General features: G+C 51.6%; 16 protein-coding genes. 13 read left to right on the top strand and 3 right to left on the bottom strand.

Going from position 1 to position 20,519, the window contains the following annotated elements; genetic code table 11:
- Nucleotides 1-257: 257 nt before the first annotated feature.
- The 12 genes from JHU38_RS11030 to JHU38_RS10975 all read left to right on the top strand — a co-directional run bounded on the left by JHU38_RS11030 (nucleotide 258) and on the right by JHU38_RS10975 (nucleotide 14,445).
- Nucleotides 258-1,229: a lipoate--protein ligase gene (locus tag JHU38_RS11030; protein ID WP_107581968.1), complete on the top strand. Its 972-nt coding sequence runs from the start codon at nucleotides 258-260 to the stop codon at nucleotides 1,227-1,229.
- Nucleotides 1,230-1,292: 63 nt separating this feature from the next.
- Nucleotides 1,293-2,369, top strand: a complete 1,077-nt coding sequence (gene gcvT / locus JHU38_RS11025) for a glycine cleavage system aminomethyltransferase GcvT (RefSeq protein ID WP_107581969.1) — start codon at nucleotides 1,293-1,295, stop codon at nucleotides 2,367-2,369.
- Nucleotides 2,370-2,426: 57 nt separating this feature from the next.
- Nucleotides 2,427-2,807: a glycine cleavage system protein GcvH gene (gene gcvH, locus JHU38_RS11020; RefSeq protein ID WP_107581970.1), complete on the top strand. Its 381-nt coding sequence runs from the start codon at nucleotides 2,427-2,429 to the stop codon at nucleotides 2,805-2,807.
- Nucleotides 2,808-2,810: 3 nt separating this feature from the next.
- The gene (gene gcvPA / locus JHU38_RS11015; protein ID WP_107581971.1) at nucleotides 2,811-4,130 is read left to right on the top strand and encodes an aminomethyl-transferring glycine dehydrogenase subunit GcvPA; all 1,320 of its coding nucleotides are present in this window, start codon (nucleotides 2,811-2,813) and stop codon (nucleotides 4,128-4,130) included.
- The gene (gcvPB, locus tag JHU38_RS11010; protein ID WP_107581972.1) at nucleotides 4,127-5,536 is read left to right on the top strand and encodes an aminomethyl-transferring glycine dehydrogenase subunit GcvPB; all 1,410 of its coding nucleotides are present in this window, start codon (nucleotides 4,127-4,129) and stop codon (nucleotides 5,534-5,536) included. Before gcvPA ends, gcvPB begins: the two co-directional genes overlap by 4 nt.
- Entirely contained in the window at nucleotides 5,523-6,842 is a 1,320-nt protein-coding gene (gene lpdA / locus JHU38_RS11005; protein ID WP_107581973.1) for a dihydrolipoyl dehydrogenase, read from the top strand. Before gcvPB ends, lpdA begins: the two co-directional genes overlap by 14 nt.
- A 36-nt stretch (nucleotides 6,843-6,878) precedes the next feature.
- Entirely contained in the window at nucleotides 6,879-7,784 is a 906-nt protein-coding gene (locus tag JHU38_RS11000; RefSeq protein WP_107581974.1) for a YitT family protein, read from the top strand.
- 4 nt (nucleotides 7,785-7,788) lie between these two features.
- Nucleotides 7,789-9,498 (top strand): RluA family pseudouridine synthase, encoded by a 1,710-nt coding sequence (locus tag JHU38_RS10995; RefSeq protein ID WP_233246609.1) that lies wholly within the window; start codon nucleotides 7,789-7,791, stop codon nucleotides 9,496-9,498.
- Nucleotides 9,499-9,577: 79 nt separating this feature from the next.
- The gene (locus tag JHU38_RS10990) at nucleotides 9,578-9,778 is read left to right on the top strand and encodes a hypothetical protein (protein ID WP_107581976.1); all 201 of its coding nucleotides are present in this window, start codon (nucleotides 9,578-9,580) and stop codon (nucleotides 9,776-9,778) included.
- Nucleotides 9,779-9,785: 7 nt separating this feature from the next.
- Entirely contained in the window at nucleotides 9,786-10,298 is a 513-nt protein-coding gene (locus JHU38_RS10985; RefSeq protein ID WP_107581977.1) for a GNAT family N-acetyltransferase, read from the top strand.
- A gap of 81 nt (nucleotides 10,299-10,379) precedes the next feature.
- A complete protein-coding gene (galK, locus tag JHU38_RS10980; protein ID WP_107582391.1) occupies nucleotides 10,380-11,525 on the top strand; it encodes a galactokinase in 1,146 nt (381 codons plus the stop codon).
- A 643-nt stretch (nucleotides 11,526-12,168) separates the two neighbouring features.
- Complete coding sequence (locus tag JHU38_RS10975; protein ID WP_107581978.1) at nucleotides 12,169-14,445, top strand: thiol protease/hemagglutinin PrtT; 2,277 nt, start codon at nucleotides 12,169-12,171, stop codon at nucleotides 14,443-14,445.
- An 88-nt stretch (nucleotides 14,446-14,533) separates the two neighbouring features.
- Here the strand turns inward: JHU38_RS10975 and JHU38_RS10970 are convergent, their stop codons facing one another.
- The gene (locus tag JHU38_RS10970) at nucleotides 14,534-16,807 is read right to left on the bottom strand and encodes a GH92 family glycosyl hydrolase (RefSeq protein WP_107581979.1); all 2,274 of its coding nucleotides are present in this window, start codon (nucleotides 16,805-16,807) and stop codon (nucleotides 14,534-14,536) included.
- 145 nt (nucleotides 16,808-16,952) lie between these two features.
- Between JHU38_RS10970 and JHU38_RS10965 the strand changes: the two genes are divergently transcribed.
- Nucleotides 16,953-17,939 (top strand): YqiA/YcfP family alpha/beta fold hydrolase, encoded by a 987-nt coding sequence (locus JHU38_RS10965; protein ID WP_107581980.1) that lies wholly within the window; start codon nucleotides 16,953-16,955, stop codon nucleotides 17,937-17,939.
- Nucleotides 17,940-18,053: 114 nt separating this feature from the next.
- On the opposite strand, the gene JHU38_RS10960 is transcribed toward JHU38_RS10965, so the two are convergent.
- Together JHU38_RS10960 and JHU38_RS10955 are read right to left on the bottom strand one after the other, a co-directional pair.
- Nucleotides 18,054-20,276: a substrate-binding domain-containing protein gene (locus JHU38_RS10960; protein WP_107582392.1), complete on the bottom strand. Its 2,223-nt coding sequence runs from the start codon at nucleotides 20,274-20,276 to the stop codon at nucleotides 18,054-18,056.
- A gap of 29 nt (nucleotides 20,277-20,305) precedes the next feature.
- Nucleotides 20,306-20,519 (bottom strand): hypothetical protein (locus tag JHU38_RS10955; protein WP_207859381.1); only part of this gene is annotated, 214 nt, incomplete at its 5' end.

Here is a 20,519-nt window from a genome sequence, read left to right as displayed (position 1 = left end):
ACGTGTTGCGGAAGTGTTAAAATCAGGTAGTTTTTTCTGACAAAATCACGGAAACGCTGTCAATCATGAGGATGGGCTTACAAATGATGAAGCCGGAGATTTCATCACTTGCAAACATGATAGGCATCAATCCGTCACACCGGCTTGCTTGGTCGCCGCCATTTTTGATTATTGGTACAACTTTTTTTACTTAACGCGCTTGGAATACGAGAATTTTATGTAAGTTTGCAACATCTATTTACAAAAAAACTAAACCATTGAAGTATATATCCCTGCCTGAAAAACGCGTACGAAGGCTGTCTTTTTATTTGGCCATGGAAGAGTACGTAGCCCGTCACATCGAAGAACCCGATTGTTTCTTTATGTGGCAAGTGGAACCAAGTGTTATATTCGGACGTAATCAACTGATTGAAAATGAGGTGAACTTAGACTATTGTCGAGCCAACAACATCCTCACCTACCGCCGCAAAAGTGGAGGAGGCTGCGTCTATGCTGACATGAAAAACATTATGTTCTCGTATATTACCGACGAAGATAATGTCAACTTCACATTCAATCGCTATATAAATATGGTGGTGCTGACGCTCACGAAGCTGGGTGTTGACGCACGGGCCAGTGGCCGTAACGACGTGATGATTGGCGATCGGAAGGTCAGCGGATCGGCTTTCTACCGACTACCCGGCCGCAGTATCGTCCATAGCACCATGCTCTACGACACCGATATGCGCAACATGGTGGGCGCGATTACGCCCAGCAACGAGAAACTCCTAAGTAAGGGTGTGGAAAGCGTGCGCCAGCACATCGCGCTTCTGAAAGACTATGCCAACATATCGTTGGAAGATTTCAAGACTTTCGTCAGGGAAAACCTGTGCGACGGCGAAATCATGCTGACCGAAAACGACATCCACGGCATTGAAGAACTGGAGCAAGAATACCTTACTCCGGCCTTCATCTATGGCAAAAATCCAAGCTATACACTCATTAAAAAGAAACGAATAGACGGCGTGGGCGAACTGGAAGCACGCATGGAAGTGAAAAACGGATGCATCAAGGCCATCAACTTGGTGGGCGATTATTTCTTGACCGGTGCCCTCGACGACCAAATTCTACAACCTTTAATGGGTGCCGAACTGACGACCGAAGGACTGCAGGCTGCACTACCTGCCGACACAGACACTGTTATCATGAATCTGAAAAAGGAAGATTTGATACAACTACTGCTCGACTAAGCCTGCAAGACTTCACCCTATCAGCTCGATTTACCGAAAACTCTTTCTTATAATAATTGACTTATGGAAAACAAAAGAACCTGTCTCTACGACAGACACGTAAAACAGGGAGCGCTGATATCGCCTTTCGGCGGTTTTGACATGCCCATTCAGTACAGCAACATCACGGAGGAACACCAAGCCGTGCGCCAACACTGCGGTGTCTTCGACGTAAGCCACATGGGCGAAGTGACGGTAAAAGGGCCTGATGCCGAACGATGGGTGAATCATATCTTCACCAACGACGTGACAGATGCCCCCATTGGCAAGGTTTTCTACGGCATGATGCTCTACGAGAATGGCGGAACGGTAGACGACCTGCTGGTCTATAAGATGGCCGAGCAGGAGTATTTCATCGTTATCAATGCCGCTAATATCGACAAGGATTGGGCTTGGATGCAACAAAACTCAGAAGGTTTCGACATTGATTTGCAGAACCGCAGTGATGATTACGGCCAGTTAGCCGTTCAAGGACCGGATGCTGCCGAGATTATGGAGAAGGTATTGCGCCTGAACTGCGACGACTTGACATTCTATACCGTCAAGACTTTCGACGACATTATCGTGAGCCGCACAGGTTATACGGGCGAAGATGGCTTTGAAATCTATGGCACACAGGCTTATATACAGCAGGCTTGGGACGCGCTGATGGGCGCAGGTGTAACGCCTTGCGGCTTAGGTTGCCGCGACACGCTGCGCTTTGAGGTGGGACTACCGCTCTATGGACACGAATTATCACCTGAAATATCTCCCGTTATGGCCGGACTGAGCATGTTCTGCAAACTCGACAAACCCGAATTCATCGGTAAGGAAGCCATCGTCAAACAGAAAACAGAGGGCGTTTCCCAAAAGGTGGTGGGCATAGAGCTTGACGACAAAGCCATCCCACGGAATGGTTACACTGTTCTAAAAGACGGACGGGAAGTGGGTATAGTCACAACGGGCTATCATACCATATCAACCGACAAGAGCGTTTGCATGGCTTTAGTTGACACAGAGTACGCTAAACTCGACACACCGCTCGACATCCAGATCAGAAAGAAGGTTTTCCCCGGGCATGTTGTCAAGAAAAGATTCTACGATAAACATTATAAGAAATAACAAAAACAATTCAATTTTCTCTTTCAAAAATATTTCACACTTCACATTAATAATAATATGGCTAAGTTTATAGAAGGACTCTATTACTCAGAGTCACACGAGTACGTGAGAGTAGAAGGCGAGTATGGTTACGTAGGCATTACCGACTTTGCGCAGCAACAGCTGGGTAACGTGGTTTACGTAGACCTTCCTGAAGTTGACGACGAAATAGAAGCAGACGGAGAGTTTGGAGCTGTGGAGAGCGTTAAGGCCGCCAGCGACTTGATTAGTCCGGTAAGTGGCACCGTCGTTGAGGTGAACGAAGCCCTGGAAGACACACCGGAACTCGTCAACCAAGACGCTTTTGCAAACTGGATTATGAAACTTGAACTATCAGACATGGCCGAACTGGACAATCTGATGGACGCCAAGGCCTACGAAGAATTCTGCAACAAGTAAGCCATGGATTATAAATACTTCCCCCATACGGAGAAGGATATCCAAGAAATGCTCGACACCATCGGCGTAAAGTCTTTGAAAGACCTCTACGCTGAGGTGCCGGCAGAAATTCGTTTTCAAGGCGAATACGATATTCCTTCAGAGAAAAGTGAGCTTGAAATCAGGCAACTTTTTGACAAACTGGGTCGCAAGAACCGACCACTGACATGCTTTGCCGGTGCCGGCGTTTACGATCATTACACGCCTTCCGTGATTCCTTCCATCGTAGCACGGTCTGAATACCTCACCAGCTATACTCCTTATCAGGCAGAAATCTCACAGGGAACGCTGCACTATATCTTCGAATACCAGAGTATGATGGCCGAACTAACCGGCATGGACGTATCAAACGCCTCTCTATATGATGGAACAACGGCTACTGCTGAGGCAGCCATGATGGCCGTTGCAGCTGGAAAGAAAGCCAACCGCATCCTTATTTCCGACACGGTAGACCCGAAAATTACGGAGATGGTGAAGACCTACGCGCACTTCCAACAAATGGAAATCGAACTGATTGCCCAAAAACAGGGAGTCACCGATAAGCACGACATGCAAACGAAACTGGAAGCGGGCGGTGTAGCGGGCGTTATCGTACAACACCCCAACTACTTCGGCATTATCGAAGACTACACAGGATTTGCCGATAGTTGCCATGACAACAAGGCGTTGCTCATCATGAACTGCGTTGCAGCAGACTTGGCAATCCTGAAAACGCCCGGTGAATGGAACGCGGACATCGCTGTTGGCGATGGCCAAAGCCTGGGAATACCCATGCAGTTTGGCGGTCCCTACATCGGTTACATGTGCTGCAAGGAGAAACTGATACGCAAAATGCCCGGTCGTATCGTAGGTATGACACAGGACAACCGCGGTCAGAGAGCCTTCGTCCTGACCTTACAGGCCCGCGAACAGCACATCCGACGTCAGAAAGCCACATCGAACATCTGTTCTAACCAATCACTCATGGCCTTGTTTGTAACTATCTACATGGCACTGATGGGCAAAGAAGGATTGAAAGAGGCTGCTCGACAGTCGTATTGCAATGCTCATTACCTGCACGAACAGCTGTTGGCAACAAATCGTTTCACGGAAGTATTCCCCCATCCGTTCTTCAATGAATTCTGCGTGAAGTATGACGGCGATGTTGATGGGCTGCTCAAACGCTTGGAAATGGCCGGAATCTTCGGAGGAATCAAAGTAGGTGATAACCTACTGATGATTGCCGTCACGGAGAAACGTACGAAAGAAGAAATGGATAAACTGATTAAAATAGCTGCATCATGAACAATAAATTATACGGAAACTTGATTTTCGAGCTCTCCAAAGAGGGCCGTCGCGGCTATTCACTCCCACAACACCAGTGCGAGAAGTATAAGATTCCCCAAACACTGTGCCGCGAGAAGGATGCCGAACTACCCGAATGCGACGAGCTAACGGTCGTGCGTCATTACACCAATCATAGTGCCAACAACTTCGGCGTGAACAACGGCTTCTACCCTTTGGGCAGTTGTACGATGAAATACAACCCCTGTATTGATGAGGAAATGGCAGCACAGCCTGCCTTCCGTGACTTACATCCTCTGCAACCAGCCACAACCGTAGCCGGCGCCAAGGAGGTTTGCCACGACTTAGAACAACTTCTTTGCAAGCTGACAGGCATGGATGCCTTCACACTGAAGCCTTATGCGGGTGCTCACGGCGAACTAACGGGACTGATGGTGATGCGCGGTTATCACGAAAGTCGCCATGACGACAAGCGCACAAAAGTGCTTATTCCCGACTCAGCCCACGGTACCAATCCTGCTTCTGCAGCCGTATGCGGTCTGGAAGTACTCGAAGTGAAGAGTTTAGTTGACGGAACAATCGATGTAGAAGACTTGAAAGCCATCATCAAAGAGCAGAGAGAAGAAATCGCCGGCATGATGATGACCAATCCTAATACGTTGGGACTGTTTGAAAAGAGCATCCCTGAAATCGCAAAACTTGTCCATGACTGCGGCGGACTGATGTATTACGACGGCGCCAACCTCAATCCGATGCTCGGCGCGTGCCGTCCCGGCGACATGGGTTTCGACGTGATGCACGTTAATGTTCACAAAACCTTCTCCACACCTCATGGCGGTGGCGGACCGGGAGCAGGCCCCGTCGGCGTAAAAGCAGGACTCGAAGCCTTCTTCCCCGCTGTAAGTCCGTACGAAGGCAACTTCGCCGTGCTGCTGCGCACATACGCCTACATCCTTTCTTTAGGCAAGGAGCATATCAAAGAAGTCGGTCCGTTGGCCACATTGAATGCCAACTACATTAAAGAACGACTAAAAGACCTTTATCTTCTGCCCATCGAAGGCCTCTGTAAGCATGAATTTGTCTTCGACGGATTGGCCGATAAGTCAACCGGTGTTACGACGATGGACGTCGCCAAACGCCTCCTCGACTATGGTTATCATGCACCAACGATTTATTTTCCGCTGCTTTTCCATGAGTCACTCATGATTGAACCAACCGAAAATGAGAGCAAGGAGACGATTGACAGCTTCATCGAAGTGATGCGAAAGATAGCGCAAGAGGCGAAGGAACAACCCGAAGAGCTGAAAGCCGCGCCCCATCGGACACCTATCGGACGCGTCGACGACGTGCAAGCAGCCAAACATCCTGTAGTTACTTATCAACAAATGCTGCATGACAACAACTGATCTTATTATCATAGGTGGCGGACCCGGTGGCTATGAAGCTGCCGGATACGCTGCGAAGCATGGCCTCAACGTGGTCATCATTGAGCGAGGAAACGTGGGAGGCACCTGTCTCAACGTGGGTTGCATCCCTACGAAGACCTGGTGTCACGAAGCCGACGTGCTCCGCGCACGCCTTTCGGCCGACCCACAGGCCACCATCGACTTCCAACACGTGCGCCAACGCCAGACGGAAGTTGTGACTCTGTTGCGTGGAGGCATAGAAACGCTACTCTCCGCACCCAACATTCGGTTGGTAAAAGGCGAGGCTCAGTTTGTGGACGGACACACCGTGACGACCGGCGATGAAACTTTCACCGCCCCCAACATCATCATCGCCACCGGTTCTGAAGCCAAAATGCCCCCCATCGGACAGCTTGACAAATACCGTATCATGACATCTTCCGAACTATTAGCCATTGACCACGTGCCCGAAAGCCTTGTGATTATCGGCGCAGGTGTCATCGGAATGGAGTTTGCGAGCATATTCCAGACTTTCGGAAGTGAGGTTACGGTCATCGAATATCTGAAAGAATGTCTGCCCATGCTCGACAGCGACATTGCCAAACGACTCCGCAAGTCGATGGAAAAGCGAGGAATTACCTTCCACATGCAGGCCGGTGTCACCGCCATTACGGCCGAAGGCGTCACGTTCGAGCGCAAAGGCAAGGCCCAAACCATCAATGCCGAAGCCATTTTGGTGGCCACTGGCCGCAAGCCTTGTTTGGAACAACTTCACTTGGAGGCTGCCGGTGTCGACTTCACGCCTAAAGGTATCACTGTCGACGCACAGTTCCGCACGTCGGCCACAGGCATTTACGCTATCGGCGATGTCAATGGGCAGATGATGTTGGCCCATGCCGCCTCGATGCAAGGTATTCGAGCCGTGAATCAGATCTTAGGTCTGACCGACCATATCCAATTCGACATCATGCCATCGGCCATCTTCACCTATCCCGAAGCAGCCAGCGTAGGCGCGTCAGAAGACCATTGCAAGGAACAAGTGCAAGGCTACAACTGTCTGAAAGGCTACTACCGAGCCAACGGAAAGGCCGTGTCCATGGACGAAACGGAAGGTATGGTCAAATTGCTCACCAACACCGAAGGCCAATTGATAGGCTGCCACGCCTACGGAGCCCATAGTGCCGACATGATACAAGAACTCAGCAGCCTCATGTGCATGGGTGTTACCGTCTCGCAGTTGCGCGACATGATTCATATCCACCCCACATTAGGCGAAATTCTGCATGCGGCAAGTATGAATTCTTGACATTTTTTTATAACTTTGGTCCCAAAACAAGAATGTATGGGAAGAAAGAATAAACATCGAGAGTGGCTCGACTATGTACTCATTGCGCTGGCCATGATGATTGGAAGCGTAGGTTTGGGTGTCTTTTTATTGCCAAACCACATCACAATGGGAGGAGTTGGAGGCATTGCCTCCATCCTCTATTGGGGCTTACATATTCCTGTCACGGTCAGCTATTTGGTTATTAACGTTGCGCTTTTGCTGATAGCGTTCTGGATTCTTGGCTGGAAATTCTGCGCCAAGACCATCTATGCCGTTGTCGTTTTTACGGGAACGCTGAGCGTCGTTCAATACCTCATGGGCGATAACCACTTTCTGAAAGACCAACCCTTCATGGCCACCGTCGTTGGAGCATTCTTTATGGGCAGTAGTTCTGGCCTTGGACTGGCGTGCAATGCCAGTACCGGAGGTTCCGATACGATAGCGGCCATGGTTAATAAGTATCACGACATTTCATTAGGACACATTGTTTTCATCTGCGACTTGATTATTATCACGTCGAGTTACCTGGTGCTTCGCGACTGGGAAATGGTTATCTACGGTTACGTTTTCGTATTTATCTTCGTCATTTTTATCGATCAAGCCGTCAATATGATGCGCCGTTCCGTTCAGTTCTTCATCATTTCCGACAAGAGCAAAGAGATAGGACAGGCCATCAACGAACGGGCGCAGCGAGGCTGTACCATCATCGACGGGCATGGATTCTACAGCAGTAAGGATGTAAAAATATTGTTTGTGCTGGCCCGACAGACCGAATCGTCCACCATTTTCCGCCTCATTGAAGAGATTGATCCCAACGCTTTCGTATCACAGAGTGCCGTCATCGGCGTCTACGGGTTAGGCTTCGACCGCTTCAAACAGAAAATGCGCAACACCAAAAAGCTCAAAGCCATAGAGTCCTAAGACTGTGATATTCCATCCGCTGCATCTTTCCGCAACCCTCCCCACCCACTTCAACAACCCGTTTTGCTATGAGCCCGAGGCTTATAGCATGGCGGCAGCAAGCCATTTACAGGCTGCTTTGCGCGGCGAAGCAACGGAAGGATACGCCATCGACGACGCTTTTCGTCAGGAAACGGCACAGGGCAAAATGTTCGGTGTGCTGGTCGTGGCCGATGAAAGCACAGGAGCCATCGGTTATCTGGCCGCTTATTCGGGACAGATTGGCGGGCGCAGCGACCAAGAAGGATTCGTTCCGGCCGTGTTCGACTATCTCCAACCCGATGGTTACTTCAAACAACACGAGGCAGAAATCAGCCGCATCAACCAATCCATAGAGCGATTGGAAAGCAACGAACGGATGAAGGCGGCGCAGGACATCATCCGTCAACTCGAAAAAACACGCCGACAAACCATCGAAAACTATCGGCAGGAGATGAAAGCGGCCAAGGCCCGCCGCGACGAACGTCGCAAAAACGCCGACCTGACACCCGAAGAAACACAACGGCTGACACGTGAAAGCCAATTCATGAAGGCCGAACTGCATAGATTGAAGATGTCGGTGAGCAAAGAAACGGCTTTAGAGAGAGAATACAATGCCTTTCAAGACGACATCGACCAGCTGCGTCGGTTACGTCGTCAGCTCTCCGACCATCTTCAACGCTGGCTTTTTTCCCAATTCAACATGCGCGACAAGGACGGACAAGAGGCCGACCTGCTGACCATTTGGGCACACGCCGACACGCCGACCGACATACCGCCGGCCGGCAGCGGTGAGTGTTGCGAACCCAAGTTGCTGCAATATGCTTTCACCCACGGCCTTCGTCCGCTGCAAATGGCCATGTTCTGGTGGGGCGAAAGTCCGAAAGACATCATCCGCCATCATCTTCATTTCTATCCGGCTTGCAACGGCAAGTGCAAGCCCATTCTGCGATTCATGCTCGGCGACCTGCTACCGGCCGACCTCAATCTACCTATTTCATCCGATTCCACCAACGACAGCGCGGCCACCGCGGCTCCACAAACGCTGGAAACGGTCTATTCCGATTCTTCTATTATCGCCGTCAACAAACCGGCGGGCCTCCTTTCCGTTCCGGGCAAGGGTCAATGCGTGTCGGCCCTCACGCTGTTGCGGCGCATGCTGCCCCATGCCGAAGGCCCGCTGCTGGCCCATCGCCTCGACATGTCGACCAGTGGCCTGCTCCTCGCGGCCCAAACGGAAAGCATGTACCACGCCTTGCAAGACCTGTTTCTGCGCCACCGGATTCATAAAACCTACATCGCGCTGGTCTGTCCGCATGCCGATTCGCCCCTGCTCGACGGCCGCCAACAAGGTACGATCAGCCTGCCGCTCAGTCTGGACTTCCTCGATCGCCCCCGACAACGGGTCGATCATCGGCATGGTAAGCCGGCCGTCACCGACTATGAGGTCATCGGTCGCCAGACCGATGCCGACGGCCACACGATTCTTCGCTTAGCCCTGCGTCCACAGACCGGCCGCACCCATCAGCTACGGATGCACTGCGCCCATGCTGAAGGCCTTCACGCCCCCATCGTGGGCGACCCACTCTATGGCAATTTAGCCGCTCCACGCATGTACTTACATGCCGCCCGGCTTGTTTTCGACCATCCCACGACAGGCCGGAAGATAGAAATCGAGTGCTCGCCCGACTTCTAATGTTAACATTAAATTGCCTTTTTTAATTTGCAAGTATCATTTAAAATGCGGATATTTGCAACTCATAAACAATCCTATTATGTTTTCACAACAAGAAATCGACAACTATCGTGCCGCCGTTTTGGCCGCTATGATAGCCAAAGAGGACGCCGACGGGCAGAAAATCATGGAAGAAACCGAAGCCAAAAGCCTGCTGCAGGGTTTCACCGACGACGAATTGATCGACGGCATGCCTTTCAATACGCCCGAAGAAATGGCCGATATGTTGTTATTCGACTGATATTCTCATGACTTTATTCCGAAAAGCCCACTCCGATGACTTTGCTTCCAGCTGGCAACTGATAGACAATGCCCGCTGGAAGATGATTCGTGACGGGCGCTGCCAATGGACACCCGACTACCCATCGGAGTCTGTTATCCGGCAGGACATCGCCCTTGGGCACGCTTTCGTGCTCACGGACGAGGAGCGATTGGTGGCTTTCGGCGCCGTCGTCATGAATGACGAACCCGCCTACACGCAACCTTCGGCCCGATGGCTGACCCACGGCGACTACTTCGTGATCCATCGGTTGGCCGTCGATACTGAAGTCCGAGGTCGGGGCTATGGGCGCCTTTTCATTCAAGAAGCCGAACAATACGCGGTCCGACAGGGCGTCGGCAGTCTGAAAATAGACACCAATTTCGACAATCCACAAATGCTATCAATACTGCGAAGCATGGGTTACGTAGCGTGTGGTGAAATCGATTACGGCGAAAAAGGCATGCGGCTGGCCTTTGAGAAACGCCTTTCGGCCAAGTAAATCCAAAAGATTCCGATTTTATTTACATAACTAAATACCTAAAAGATTATGACAAAACAAACATCAACGCTCACAACCCAAATGGTTGCAGACGCTTTCAACAAACATTTCAGTCAGCCCGCCGAATGCTTCTATGCCTCTCCGGGCCGTGTCAATCTCATCGGCGAGCACACCGATTACAACGGTGGCTTCGTATTCCCGGGCGCAGTTGACAAAGGCATGATTGCCGCTATCCGCCCCAATGGCACACAAAGCGTACACGCTTTCTCCATCGATCTCAACGACGAAGCTACGTTCGACCTCAACGACGAGCAAGGACTGAAAGCCAGCTGGGCACGCTATATCTATGGTGTTTGCCGTGAAATGATGGCCCGTGGCGTAGCCGTTCAGGGCTTCGACACAGCTTTTGCGGGCGATGTGCCCCTCGGTGCCGGCATGTCTTCATCGGCCGCGCTGGAGAGTTGCTTCGCTTTCGCCATCAACGAACTGTTCGGCGAAAACAAGATTGAGAAGTTCGAGCTGGCCCGCGTAGGTCAAGCCACCGAGCATAAGTACGTAGGCGTGAACTGCGGTATCATGGATCAGTTCGCTTCTGTATTCGGTAAGGCAGGCCATCTCATGCGCCTCGACTGCCGTTCGGGCGAGTTCGAGTACTTCCCCTTCAATCCCGAAGGCTACCGTTTGGTGCTGCTCAACTCCTGCGTGAAGCACGAACTGGCTTCATCAGCTTATAACGACCGCCGCCGCAGTTGCGAGAATGTCGTGGCCCACATCGCCAAACGCCACGAAGGTGTAGAGACCTTGCGCGACGCTTCATGGGAATGGCTCGAAGAAGTGAAAGCCGAAGTGCCCGAAGAAGACTACCGTTGCGCCAAGTATGTGCTGGGTGAGAAGGATCGTGTGCTGGCTGTTTCCGACGCGTTGATTCGTGGCGACTACGAAACCGTTGGTCAGATGATGTACCTCACACACGAAGGACTGAGCAAGGACTACTTGGTATCGTGCGAAGAGCTCGACTATCTCAACGACATCGCCCGCGAATGTGGCGTTACCGGTTCACGTGTGATGGGCGGTGGCTTCGGCGGTTGCACCATCAACTTGGTGAAAGCCGACCTCTACGATCGGTTCATCGCAACGGCCAAGGCCAAGTACAACGAGCGCTTCGGCAAGGAACCTCTCGTTTACGACGTCGTTATCGGCGACGGTTCACGCCGCTTGGAAGCCTAAAATCGTTATTTAGATATTTACGGAAAGCAGCAATTCACGAGTGGGATTGCTGCTTCCTTTTTTTATGATCGTCCGTCTTTATCTCCTTTGGTCATGATAAAGATACGCGCTGATAATCAATGTGTTACAAATTCCTTTGTAACCCCTTTTTAAAAGCTATGCTTTTGGCCGCTAAAAGGGCTGCTTTTACAACGCCTAAGTACCATGTTTGCGCGAACACCCTTTTTCGGCTCTTTTTTTTCGTTATGATTTTGTGTTGTGAGTATTACTTTTTTACTATGGTGAAAACGGTCGTCAGCGAATCTCAACGTCCCTGCTTGAATTAATCTTCCAATGGTAGCGAGTGGCTATAATCCGGCTTCCATGCTTTAGAAACGATGGTCGAGGCGTGGCGACAGCCTACATTATATATAATGGCAACAGCCGGGCAATGCAATGGTCAGATAAATGCAAGTTGTTAAAAACGGTAAAACGAGAGAGGAATCGGTTAATAAATGTGTAGTTTTACTCCCCTGTCATTCAAAAGACGATACCTTTGCCGCGTAATAACAAAAAAATATGTAATATTTAAAAACTTAACGAATCCGAAAGATAATAACATCATTCAGAGGAGTAACTAACAGTAAAATAACTTCATGATACAATGACTCAAAACAAACAACGAAACAGGTACAAAACTGACAGTAATTCTCTCTATTTTCATTTCACTTTCTACCGTGCGTTCACGCTTGTGGCCCTTATGCTCGTGGCTTTCACGCGGCTTTCGGCCGAGCCGGTGACCCTACGAAAAGCGCTTGATATCGCTCGAAAATACGTCACGCCCGACAGCCGTTCTGTCCGTATCGCGCAGACACGAAGCGCCGGACTTCCGGCCGTGGAGCCATTCTACGTGTTCAACGACGCACGGGACAAGGGCTTTGTCCTCGTCGCCGGCGACGACGCTATGGGCGAAATCCTTGCCTGCAGCGATACTGGCAAATTGGATACGCTGAACGCCAACCCCGGCGTGAAGCTGCTACTGCAGGCTTATCGGGAGAATTTCGAGCGGTTGCGGCAGCATCCCGAAGCAGCAAAACCGGCTACACGAGCCGTTCCATCGTACAAGGCGGTGGCACCGTTGCTGTCTTGCAAGTGGAACCAGGACTATCCCTACAACAAAAAAACGGGCTATCGCTACTCCGGTTGCGTAGCTACAGCGATGGCACAAATCATGTATTTCCACAAATGGCCCGCACAAGGGAGGGGCGAAAACAGCTATACCGTGGCCTACGACAACCGAACGATACATGCCGATTTCAGCAAGTCGCGCTACGATTGGGCCAACATGAAAAAACTGTATGACTATAACAACCCCTATAACGACGTGGAAGCCGACGCCGTCGCCTTGCTGATGAACGACGCCGGCATAGCCTCCAACATGCAATATACTCCCTCTTCGAGTGGCGCCTACGACGAAGCGGCCGAACGTGCTTTGCAAAACCACTTCGATTATACAACTGCTCTTGTGAGAAGATCCGACGAAGGAACGGCCGGTTTCACTGAAATCGTACGGCAGGAACTGCTCAATGGTTTTCCTGTCTACCTTTCCGGATTTTACAAATTGGGCGGTAGCGGACACGCATGGGTGACCGACGGACTGAACGAAAATGGTCTTTTCCACATGAATTTCGGCTGGGGAGGACAAAGCGATGGTTACTTCTCGCTCACCGCGACAGACGTCGCACAGAGCGGAAGCGAGTTTGGCGGAAAGCCGCTCTCTTTCAAAATAGGACTGCTCGCCATTCTGGCACATCCTAACAAGGACAACGTAAAACCCATAGACCCATCCTTATTGCCCGACAGTCCTAAACTCAAGTTTAACTTGGGCGGCAGTCTGCGATTACCCGAAGGCCACGCCAAAACCTTCGCTACGACAACAACACTTCCCGCGGAGATGTGCGAATTTATCAACAAAGGCAAGGATTTCAATGGCGATATTGGTGTAGGCATCTTCGATATGGAAGGCAAACTGCTGAAAGCCTGCCCATCCGACGACCATGCTACGGGAGGTTTCACGCAACGGATGTACGCCAACTACGACAACGGCGTAATGAAAAACTCCTATCTCATCACCGTTCCGCAGAAGATAAAGGTAGACGTATCGAAGCTTTCCGACGGCTATTACCAGCTTCTTCCCATTTGTGTTCCGAAGAAAAATGACGGTAAATGGGGCGAATGGACACGCATGAAACTGGCGCCACGCATGGAAATAGAAATCAAAAACAAGATGGTGCGCGTGTCGGAAGAAGGCTTCTTCGATGCCGGCTTCCAACTTTCCGAGCAGCCTTCAAAGACGAATTTCAAGCCCGGAGACGAAGAAAAGATATATTTCGCCGTCAGAAACAAAGGTGGGTTAGAGCGCACTTGCTACGCCAAACTACAGCTGTTGGACGCGAACGATAAAGTCGCGCTGGAAATCCGTCAAGAGAATAAAACGGACTTCACGGGATTCGACGTCACGCTGTTGCCCCTTACCATCAAGATTCCCGCCGATTTCACGGAAGGACGCTATCGTACCCGACTGGAGTTGATTTACGACAACGGCAACGGCATTGACGATTCCGAGGCCGAACGACATACGGTTGCCAAGGTGCACGGCAATGACGAAACGCTCTTCGACATCTCGTCACAGGCCACCCGCATAGAGAATACACCGACAACCGACTTCCGTCTGACCATCGATGGCAATACATTGACCGTACAGGGCAAGGCTTTGCAATGGATAAAGATCTTCGACCAGACAGGACGACTGCTCAAGCAGGCCGCAGCCACGAGCAAGCACAGTGCCGTTCTTTCGCTCAGCGGCCTTCCACAAGGCGTTTATCTCATGCAGGCAGCCGATGGCGGACATGTCTACGCCCGTCGTTTCCTGAAGCGATAAATCCACCTCCGACTTTTGATCACAATCATATAAAAAGGCGCCCCCTGACCTATCAGTGGGCGCCTTTTGTATGATGACACGTAAGACGTTACTTACTCATGCTATAAGGACGGGCGTCTTGAGCCGTGGCGCGTTGCTTATTGGGCACTGCCGACTGGTCGAAGCGGAGGGCCGCGCCCCGCAACAGGTCAGTATGCGTCAGATAAGTCTTGTCGTATTCCACGCCGTTGACCGTCAGGCGGTTGATATAACGGTTGCCCGGCGAGTTGTTATCAGCATCGATGGTCACCGTTTTTCCATTCTCCAAATGCAGCGCCACATGCTTGAAATAGGGCGTTCCCACCACATACTGGTCGCTACCGGGGCATACAGGATAGAATCCCATGGCCGAGAACACGTACCACGCCGACGTCTGCCCGTTGTCCTCGTCGCCGCAATAACCATCGGGATGGGGCGTATAGAGGCGATCCATCACCTCGCGCAGCCAGTACTGGGCTTTCCAAGGCTGCCCGCTGTAGTTGTAAAGGTAAATCATGTGCTGGATGGGTTGGTTGCCATGGGCATAGTTTCCCATGTTCATAATCTGCATTTCGCGTATCTCATGAATCACGCCCCCATAGTAACTATCGTCGAAAACAGGCGGAACGACAAACACGGAGTCCATCATTTGATTGAAAGTAGCGTCGCCCCCCATCAGATTAATCAACCCCTGCGGATCATGAAACACGCACCACGTCCAGTGCCAAGCATTGCCCTCGGTGAAGGCATCACCCCATTTAAAGGGACTGAAGGGGCTTTGGAAGCTGCCGTCCTTGTTGCGTCCACGCATCAGATTGACTGTTTTGTCAAACACGTTACGATAGTTCTGTGCCCGCTTAGCAAAAGGCTCCAGTTCCTTTCTCGACTTTCCGAGCGCCTTACCGAATTGATAAATGCACCAATCATCGTAAGCATACTCGAGCGTTCGGGCCACATTTTCATTGATATTCACGTCGTAGGGCACGTAGCCCAACTTATTATAGTATTCGTATCCCTTACGTCCCGTGCTGCTAACGGTAGGATGTACGGCATTGGCACCATGCTTCACGGCCTCCCACAAGGTTTCGGTGTCGGGCGTGCGAATCCCTTTCAGATAGGCGTCGGCCACGATCGAGGCGGAATTATTGCCCACCATGCAACCGCGATGGCCCGGACTGGCCCACTCAGGAAGGAATCCGCTCTCCCTGTAAGCGTTGGCCAAACCTTGCTGCATCTTGGCGTTCATCGACGGATAAACCAGATTGAGGAAGGGGAACAGGCAGCGGAAGGTGTCCCAGAAGCCTGTATCAGTAAACATATAGCCCGGCAACACCTTGCCATTATAGGGACTATAATGAACAGGATTGCCATCTTTGTCGATTTCATAGAAGCTTCGTGGGAAGAGCACCGACCGATAGAAGCAGCTGTAGAACGTGCGCAGATGGTCGATATTGTCGTCTTTCACCTCGATACGGCTCAACACCTCGTTCCAACGATGGCGCCCTTGCGCCACGATTTCATCGAAATCGCTGTTGCCCAGTTCCTTTAGGTTCTGTTCGGCCTGCGCGTAACTGATGAACGACGAGGCCACCCGAGCGTGCACGGTTTCGCCCCGGCGGGTCTTAAAGCCGATAATCGCCCCGGCATGCTCGTCCCGCAGCTCGGTCGTTCCTTTCTGTACGCCCTTTGGATTGGCTGTGGCGGTAAAGTCGAAAGGCTTGTCAAAGACGATAACAAAGTAGTTTTTGAAACCTTCGGGCACACCGCCGTTGTTGTAAGTGTTGTAACCTACAATCTTGTTTTCCGAAGGAATAATCTTCACATACGACCCTTTCATATAGGCGTCGACCACCACCTTGGCGGCATCCGTCTGCGGAAAGGTGAAACGAAAGATGGCCGCGCGCTCCGTCGGTGCCACTTCGGTCACGATATCATAGTCGGCCAGATACACTCTATAATAATAAGGTGTCGCCTTTTCGGCCTTATGCGAGAACCAACTGGCCCGCTTTTCCTCGTCAAAGACGGCCTTTCCGGTGATGGGCATGAGCGAAAACGTGCCGTAATCGTTAATCCACGGACTGGGCTGATGGGTCTGCTTGAAGCCCCGCAGTTTGTCGGCGTCATAAGTATAAGTCCATCCGTCGCCGTTCTTTCCGGTCTGCGGAACCCAGAAGTTCATGCCCCAGGGCATGGCGATGGCGGGATAGGTGTTACCGGTAGACAACGCGTGCTTCGACTGGGTGCCCACGAGCGTACTCACGTAGTCGATAGGTTGCGCGCCCGTTTGCCCGAAGCCGGCCGCCGACAGACAGAGCAACACGGCCGAAAGTAGGATTTTTTTCATAAAGATATAAGTTTTGAGATTGTTTTACTTGAGGTTGTCCACGTGTCACGGCAATTCTGATCGCCTGCCACGTAGTCGCAAGCAAAAGTACGGATTTTATCCGGCGACAGCAAATAATACGCTGATAATACGTAACTTTGCGCCTATGAATCCATATATCAGGCAATATCCCGACCTCATGTCGGGCAAGAAGATCATGTATGTCCACGGTTTTCTGTCGTCGGCGGCCAGCGGCACCGTCAAAATGTTGCGGGAACTCATGCCCCGGACCACCGTCGTGGCCGACGACATACCCCTTCATCCCGAGGAAGCCATGGCTTTTCTGCGCGCCATGGCCGACCGCGAGCGTCCCGACCTCATCATTGGCACGTCGATGGGCGGCATGATGGCCGAAATGCTGACGGGCTACGACCGCATTCTGGTGAACCCGGCTTTCGAGATGGGCGACACGATGAGCGGCATGACAGGCCGCCAGGAGTTTCAAAATCCACGCAAGGACGGCGTTCAGGAGTTCATGGTCAACAAGGGACTTATCAAGGAATATCGGGACATCACGCGCCAATGCTTCACCCGGGTGACACCCGCCGAACGGCAACGCGTCTACGGTCTTTTCGGCGACAACGACCCTGTGGTCCATACCTTCGCCCTTTTCCACACGCATTATCCCAACGCCATCCGCTTCCACGGCGAGCACCGGCTTATCGACAAGGTGGCCGTGCACTATCTGGTGCCCGTGATTCGCTGGATCGACGACCGGCAGAACAAGACCGAGCGGCCTATCGTCTACATCGATTTCGCCTGCTTGCACGACGCCTACGGCCATCCCACAAGCAGCATGCACAAGGCTTACGAGCTATTGTTGGAGCACTACCGGGTCTACATCGTGGCTCCCGCTCCTACCAACGACCACGCGTCGCTCGGGCAGGTACAGGACTGGTGCGAGGAATACCTGTCGGCACCGGCCTACGACCATGTGCTCTTCACCAACCAAAAGGCTCTTCTCTACGGCGACTATTTCATCGATCCCGCCCCCGCAGCCGACTTCATGGGTACCGGCATAGCCTATGGCGGCGACGAATTCAAGACTTGGGAAGAGATTATTATCTTCTTTGAACGCCTCGGAGGACAATGATATTTAGTTGTTGGGGTGTGGGGTTGTGAGGATGAATATTTAGCTTTACCGTTGACGTTTTATAAAAGAAGTAACTATTCATCCTCACAACCCCACACCCCAACAACTTCTTTTTCAACCTCTCATCAGCTCTACGGGCTGAATACCAAACTCATCTTTAAAGCATTTCGAGAAATAGCTGGGCGACGTGAAGCCCACCGTATAAGCTATTTCCGATATATTCATGCCCGTGGAACGCAACAGTTGGTCGGCTTTGTTGAGGCGCGACTTGCGCAATAGTTCCACCGGCGACAGGCCCGTCAGTGCCTTCACCTTGCGATAGAGCTGCACCCGGCTCAGTCCGATTTCGCTTCCCATCACCTCAACACTGAACTCACTTTCTATCATATGACGCTGGATGATGTCGTGCAGACGGCCTATGAATTCTTGGTCACGCACTGACGGCTGCGACTGATCGTCTATCCTGACTGCCGTTGACGTTTCTACACCGTCAGCCACGACGCTTGTTGATAGATTGGCGTAGTGTCGACGCAGTTGTTCACGGCTTTGCATGATGTTGTCAATGCGGGCCATGAGCACGGCCGAGCTGAACGGCTTGGTGATATAAGAGTCGGCCCCACTCTTATAGCCCTCGGCCACTTGCGAGTCTTCGCTCTTGGCTGTCAGCAGGATGACGGGAATGTGGCTCGTGGCAGTGTCACCCTTTACCTGTTGGCAGAGTTCCAGTCCATTCATCACGGGCATCATGATATCAGAAATGATGAGGACCGGTATATGTTCACGGGCTAAGCGCAATCCCTCCTGCCCGTTGGCGGCCTCGATGATATGGAATCTGTTATGGAGCACCACGCGCAGATAGTGACGGATGTCGGCGTTGTCGTCGACGATGAGCAGTGTCTCGCTGTTGTCATCAGGGGACGGATCTGCCTCCCTGATGGCCGTTTCGGTTATTTCGGGCACGTTTTCGTCCGAAATATTTTCTTGTCTGTCGATACGGTTACCCGCCGTGTCGAATTCTATTTTCTTGAAGTCGAGGATGTCGCTCACCAGTGTCATCAGCTCATTGGCATTGCGGGCCGTCGACCGCAGCGTGTCGAAGTCGTGGTCTTTCAGGTGTCCTCGGTTCACGATATGGTTGATGGGGTCGGTGATAAGCGTCAGGGGCGTGCGTATTTCGTGGCTCACGTTGGTGAAGAAGTTGAGCTGTTGGTCCTGCATACGTTCGCGTTCCTCGTTGATGCGTATGCGCTCGTAGTAATAGCGGTAAGTCATGAAGATGGCTGCTACAAGCAAAATGAGGATGACAACGGCCATCATCAGTATCCATCGTTGCGTGTTGTAGCGACTCAGATAGTCGTTGATCTTGTCGTGCAGGCGGTTGAGGTCGTCGCTTTGGCGCACCACTTCCTCAGCCTGGAGCAGCAGTACATTGGCATTCTCACGGGTCACGAGGGCCGACTTCAGTTTCTTTTCACGCTCATAGGGCTGATGGGTCAGTATCTTCATGGCCAGTTCTATCACCTTGTCGCCGTGGGTGGGGTAGATATACGACGCTTCGAGCAATCCGTCGCGCACCTGTTCCAATCCACCCCCGTGTGTGGGCAGGGCGTCTACGCCGCAGAAGCGTGTCGTCGACTGCAGGTCATGGGCCATGACGGCGTCGCGGGCACCCATGACCATACGGTCGTTCTGTCCGAAAACAAAATCAATCTTACCTTTCTCTCGCTTCAGAAACCGGCGCATAGCCCGTTCGGCCGACGCCCCTGTCCAATCGCCCTGTAACGTGCCCGCCAGTTCTATCCCCGGATAGGCCCTAAGTGCCTCCGCAAAACCCTCGTGACGCTCGATGGCAGGCGACGAGCCACGTAGTCCCATCACCTCGACCACCCGGCCACGGCCCTGTAGTCGCGTGGCAATATAGTTGCCCATCTGTCGACCTATCTCCCGATTGTCGGCACCGATGTAGGCCGAGTAGTGATTGCTGCCCGACTTGCGATCGTAGACGATGACGGGAATATGATGGCGATAAGCGTTTTCAATGGCAGGCGTGATGGTGTTGGTTTGGTTGGGAGCCACGATGATGAGGTCGACGCCACGGTTGACAAACCGGTTGATCTGTTCTATCTGCCGGGTATCGGAGTCGTCGGCCGAGGCAAAGTGCAAGGTCACGCCGTCGTAGCCATAGGATCCGGTACGCAGTTCCTGGTTAAACTTGTCGCGCCAGATATCTTCGGAACATTGAGAGACACCGATTTCAAACGTTCTGTTGTCGCCCGAACACGACAACAGTAATGCCGCAAGAAAAATAATCAAGGATGGTAGGTGGCTTGCTTTCATGTCATTATCGTTTCGGGAGGCAGAGTTCGTCAAGCGGCGAACAGCTCCGTGGTTATGACAAAGTTAAGAAATCCGCTCCGTTTTTCAAAATAAAAGGCCGCCTTTCTGACGCTTGCGAAATATAAATGTGGCATTCGTTTGTAAAAGCATAGCTTTGAGCGTGTAAAAGCATAGCTTTTAGGAGGTAAAAGCCAATAGTGTCCTAAATATTTTTCAAAAAAGTGAAGGAAGTCAATAGTGTCC

The sequence above is a fragment of the Prevotella illustrans genome (assembly GCF_017426725.1).
Taxonomy (GTDB): domain Bacteria; phylum Bacteroidota; class Bacteroidia; order Bacteroidales; family Bacteroidaceae; genus Prevotella; species Prevotella illustrans.
This window is presented reverse-complemented; position numbering and strand designations above follow the sequence as displayed.

What these genes read in the sequence shown, in the direction of transcription:
- gcvT (WP_107581969.1), top strand. Translation starts at nt 1,293, where the DNA reads ATGGAAAACAAAAGAACCTGTCTCTACGACAGACACGTAAAACAGGGA.
- JHU38_RS10985 (WP_107581977.1), top strand. Translation starts at nt 9,786, where the DNA reads ATGACTTTATTCCGAAAAGCCCACTCCGATGACTTTGCTTCCAGCTGG.
- JHU38_RS10970 (WP_107581979.1), bottom strand. Translation starts at nt 16,807, where the DNA reads ATGAAAAAAATCCTACTTTCGGCCGTGTTGCTCTGTCTGTCGGCGGCC.
- JHU38_RS10960 (WP_107582392.1), bottom strand. Translation starts at nt 20,276, where the DNA reads ATGAAAGCAAGCCACCTACCATCCTTGATTATTTTTCTTGCGGCATTA.
- galK (WP_107582391.1), top strand. Translation starts at nt 10,380, where the DNA reads ATGGTTGCAGACGCTTTCAACAAACATTTCAGTCAGCCCGCCGAATGC.
- gcvH (WP_107581970.1), top strand. Translation starts at nt 2,427, where the DNA reads ATGGCTAAGTTTATAGAAGGACTCTATTACTCAGAGTCACACGAGTAC.
- JHU38_RS10975 (WP_107581978.1), top strand. Translation starts at nt 12,169, where the DNA reads ATGACTCAAAACAAACAACGAAACAGGTACAAAACTGACAGTAATTCT.
- JHU38_RS10965 (WP_107581980.1), top strand. Translation starts at nt 16,953, where the DNA reads ATGAATCCATATATCAGGCAATATCCCGACCTCATGTCGGGCAAGAAG.
- JHU38_RS10990 (WP_107581976.1), top strand. Translation starts at nt 9,578, where the DNA reads ATGTTTTCACAACAAGAAATCGACAACTATCGTGCCGCCGTTTTGGCC.
- JHU38_RS11000 (WP_107581974.1), top strand. Translation starts at nt 6,879, where the DNA reads ATGGGAAGAAAGAATAAACATCGAGAGTGGCTCGACTATGTACTCATT.
- gcvPA (WP_107581971.1), top strand. Translation starts at nt 2,811, where the DNA reads ATGGATTATAAATACTTCCCCCATACGGAGAAGGATATCCAAGAAATG.
- gcvPB (WP_107581972.1), top strand. Translation starts at nt 4,127, where the DNA reads ATGAACAATAAATTATACGGAAACTTGATTTTCGAGCTCTCCAAAGAG.
- lpdA (WP_107581973.1), top strand. Translation starts at nt 5,523, where the DNA reads ATGACAACAACTGATCTTATTATCATAGGTGGCGGACCCGGTGGCTAT.